This window comes from Actinomycetota bacterium (genome assembly GCA_030776725.1).
Lineage (GTDB): Bacteria > Actinomycetota > Nitriliruptoria > Nitriliruptorales > JAHWKO01 > JAHWKW01.
Window position 1 is genome coordinate 1 of sequence record JALYHG010000260.1, and the last position, 3,723, is coordinate 3,723.

Genomic DNA, 3,723 nt, shown 5'->3' on the forward strand with positions numbered 1-3,723 from the left:
ACGCGCTGATCGAGCTCCCCGCTGCGGCGGAGTACGACCTGCTGGAGGTCCGCCGCCACGACGACTCCACCTGGCTGCTGCCGGCCGTCGAGGACTACGTCGGCATCGACGAGGACCCCGACGGCACTGAACGCCTGGTCGTGACCTCACCGCCGCCTGGCCTCCTCGACGAGGCCGGGGAGGCGTGATGCGGATCGACGTGCTGTCGATCTTCCCGGAGTTCTTCGCCGGACCGTTCACCACCTCGCTACTGGGCAAGGCCGTCGACGCCGGGCTGGTGGACCTGCGGGTCCACGACCTGCGCAGGTGGGGGATCGGGAAGCACCACGTCGTGGACGACGCGCCGTACGGCGGCGGCGCGGGGATGGTGATGCGCGCCGACGTCTGGTTCGACGCGGCCGAGGACGTGTGGAACCTCGACGTGGACGGCGCGCCGTACCGCGTCGCGGGCCGTCGGCCACGCACCGTGCTGCTGACGCCCCGCGGGACGCCCCTGACCCAACCGCTGGTCGCCGAGCTCGCCACCGAAAACCGGCTGGTGGTGTGCTGCGGGCGGTACGAGGGCATCGACGAGCGCGTCCACGACGCGGTCGCCACCGACGAGCTCTCGATCGGCGACTACGTCCTGGGTGGCGGCGAGGCCGCCGCGGTCGTGCTGGTCGAGGCGGTCAGCCGCCTGGTTCCCGGCGTCATGGGCAACCTCACGTCGGTCGAGGACGAGTCGTTCAGCGCAGGCCTCCTCGAGTACCCGCACTACACCCGTCCACCGCAGGTGCGGGGGTTGGCGGTCCCCGACGTGCTGCGCTCCGGCGACCACGGTGCTGTGGCGCGGTGGCGTCGAGAACAGGCGCTGGAGGTGACCAGACAGCGGCGCCCCGACCTGTACCGCCGGTGGCTGGCTGCCGGAGGCGAACCCGCACCCGGCGACGAACACGGCGAGCTCGGGTAGCCACCGGCGGGGCGCGGACGTCCATAGAAGCAGGCGGTCGGTCGTCTCCAGACGCACCCGCGCCGGCCGCGCGTCCCCGAACGTCGGGTAGCCTGCCGAACGCCCCCCGCCCTCCGGCCCGACCGATGGATGCCACGATGAACAACGTCGACGTGGTCGAACAGCAGTATCTGCGCGACGATCTTCCCGACTTCCGCCCCGGCGACACCGTCCGGGTCCACGTCCGGGTCGTCGAGGGCAACCGGTCGAGGATCCAGGTCTTCGAGGGCGTGGTCCTGCGTCGCCAGGGCGGCGGCGTCCGCGAGACGTTCACCGTCCGCAAGGTCTCGTTCGGGGTCGGCGTGGAGCGCACCTTCCCGGTGCACAGCCCGATCATCGACCAGGTCGAGGTGACCCGCCGCGGGAAGGTCCGCCGAGCGAAGCTGTACTACCTGCGGGAGCGGACCGGGAAGAAGGCCCGGATCAAGGAGAAGCGCGAGCCGGCCCGATGAGCCACCGGCCCCAGACCGCCCGACGGTCGTCGGCATGAGCGGCCCCGAGCCGCGCGGACCTGTGGACGCGGCTCCCGTTCAGCCAGAGGCTTCCGACGATCTGACCGCGGAATGGAGCAGTCGGAGGCGCCCACGGCGCCGCCGTCGCGACGACAGCGTCGCGTCGTTCCTGCGGGAACTGCCCGTCCTGGTGCTCGTTGCGTTCCTGTTGGCGTTCGTGCTGCGCACGTTCGTGGTACAGGTCTTCTACATCCCGTCGAGTTCCATGGAGCCGACCCTCCTGGTCGACGACCGCATCCTCGTCGACAAGGTCACCTACCGTCTCCGCGATCCTCAACACGGCGAGATCGTCGTCTTCGAGGGGCACCAGTTCGCCGTCCCCACCGAGGATCGCGATCCGGTGTCGACGGTGGTGCGTGGGATCGGCCAGCTCGTCGGGCTCGCCCCCGCCAACGCACGTGACTACGTCAAGCGGGTGATCGGTCTCCCCGGAGACGAGATCCGCATCGACGACGGCCGGGTCGCTGTGAACGGCGTCTGGCTGCCCGAGCCGTACGCGGTGGACGACCCACGTTCCTGCGAGCCGATCATCGTGCCGGAGGGGAAGCTGTTCTTCCTCGGCGACAACCGGCCGAACTCGTCGGACTCGCGCTACGCCACGCTCGGGTTCGTCGACCGTGACGCGGTGGTCGGGAAGGCCTTCACGGTGATCTGGCCGCCCGACCGGATCCGGTTCCTGCGGTCGCCGCGGTACCCGGACGTCCCGCCCGCGTCGCGATCGGCGCCGCAGGCGACCGAACCCGTCACCGTCGGGCCGTGCTCGACCTACTGATGGCCGTGGACGCTGCCCCCACCGGCGCCTACGAACAGTTGCTGCACGCGCAGGGCTTCCGCCACGTCGCCGGCGCCGACGAGGCGGGACGTGGGGCGCTGGCCGGGCCGCTCGTGGCCGCCGCGGTGATGCTCCCGCCCGGCTGGGCGCCTGACGGCCTCAACGATTCCAAGCTGGTCTCACCGACCGACCGTGAGCGGCTGTACGACGAGATCGTCGCGGGAGCCGTGGCGGTCGGCATCTTCCGGGTCAGCCACACCAGACTCGACGGCATCGGCTTGCAACGGGCCAACCTCGCTGCGCTCCGAGCGGCACTCAACAAGCTCGACCCGACCCCCGACTACGTCCTGGTCGACGGCTTCACGTTGGCGCGGACGTCCGTCCCGGCGCTGCGCGTGGTCAAAGGCGACCAGGTCTGCACCTCGGTCGCGGCCGCCTCGATCGTGGCCAAGGTCACGCGCGACCGGATCATGGTTCGCGCCGAGCGCCGCTACCCGGGGTACGGCTTCGCCAGCCACAAGGGTTACCGCTCCCCGGAGCACCTGGCCGCCCTCGCCAGGCTGGGTCCGTGCGAGTTCCACCGGCGCTGCTTCGCTCCGGTGGCGGCGGCGCACGGGGGACCTACCATTGACGGCCTCGACCGGGCCGATCTGCAGGACCCGGACAGCGATGAAAACCTGCCACACCGTGACGGGACGGAGCGTCGGTGACCGACGACCTCGACGCCTACGAGAACGACCTCGAGCTCGCGCTGTACCGCGAGTACCGCGACGTCGTGCGGATGTTCCGCTACGTCGTCGAGACCGAGCGGCGGTTCTACCTCGCGAACGAGGTGTCGGTGGAGCCCCGCAACGAGGGCCCCGGGGGGGACCTGTACTTCGAGGTGTCGATCCGCGACGCCTGGGTGTGGGACATGTACCGTCCGGCGCGGTTCCTCAAGGACGTCCGGGTGCTGACCTTCCGGGACGTCAACATCGAGGAGCTCGCGCACGACGACCAGGACGACGCCCCGCCGTTCATCGGCTGACCCGAGGGCCCGATGGGTTTCAACGCCACCCGGCGGTACCGCGACGGCAGAGCAGCCGACATCGCGCTGCTCGTCATCGGCACGCTGATCATCGTCGGCGCGGTCGCTTGGGGGGCGGGCCTCCTCGGCTGACCTGCGCCGGTCGAGCCAGCGGGAGCAGCGCCGCGGCCGTGAGGACCAGGACCGCCCCGGCGAGGTAGGGCAGCCACCCGCGTTCCGGGTCGTCGCCTTCCAGCGCCACCTGCTCGAGCGCGGTTTCGGTCTCGGTCACGGTCACCGGCGGCGGCAGGGGCAGGTCGCCGAAGGTGGTGTCTTGGGGGGCGGGAGCCCGCACCGCTGACCCCCTCGCCGCCGGTGGTCCGCCGGCGACCGCACCCGCGGGGCGGCGGATCGGCGGAGCGGCCGGGGCCGGCCCACGCAGCGC

7 protein-coding genes are annotated in these 3,723 nt (G+C 71.5%); 6 read left to right on the forward strand and 1 reads right to left on the reverse strand.

The features are described 5' to 3' along the window. From M3N57_12700 to M3N57_12725, 6 genes are all read left to right on the forward strand, one after another. Positions 1-188 (forward strand): hypothetical protein (locus M3N57_12700; GenBank protein ID MDP9023530.1); only part of this gene is annotated, 188 nt, incomplete at its 5' end. After that, positions 188-949, forward strand: coding sequence for a tRNA (guanosine(37)-N1)-methyltransferase TrmD (trmD, locus tag M3N57_12705; protein MDP9023531.1), 762 nt, complete (start codon positions 188-190; stop codon positions 947-949). The genes M3N57_12700 and trmD, both read left to right, overlap by 1 nt. Before the next feature lie 137 nt (positions 950-1,086). After that, a complete protein-coding gene (rplS, locus tag M3N57_12710) occupies positions 1,087-1,440 on the forward strand; it encodes a 50S ribosomal protein L19 (protein ID MDP9023532.1) in 354 nt (117 codons plus the stop codon). 34 nt (positions 1,441-1,474) lie between these two features. Beyond that, positions 1,475-2,272 carry a signal peptidase I gene (gene lepB, locus M3N57_12715; GenBank protein ID MDP9023533.1) on the forward strand — a complete coding sequence of 266 codons (798 nt, stop codon included), beginning with the start codon at positions 1,475-1,477 and terminating at the stop codon, positions 2,270-2,272. After that, positions 2,257-2,982, forward strand: coding sequence for a ribonuclease HII (locus tag M3N57_12720; protein ID MDP9023534.1), 726 nt, complete (start codon positions 2,257-2,259; stop codon positions 2,980-2,982). Before lepB ends, M3N57_12720 begins: the two co-directional genes overlap by 16 nt. Then, entirely contained in the window at positions 2,979-3,299 is a 321-nt protein-coding gene (locus M3N57_12725; protein MDP9023535.1) for a DUF2469 domain-containing protein, read from the forward strand. The genes M3N57_12720 and M3N57_12725 overlap by 4 nt, the downstream gene beginning before the upstream one ends. Positions 3,300-3,387: 88 nt before the next feature. Here the strand turns inward: M3N57_12725 and M3N57_12730 are convergent. Beyond that, a partial coding sequence (locus M3N57_12730) for a hypothetical protein (GenBank protein MDP9023536.1) occupies positions 3,388-3,723 on the reverse strand: 336 nt, incomplete at its 5' end.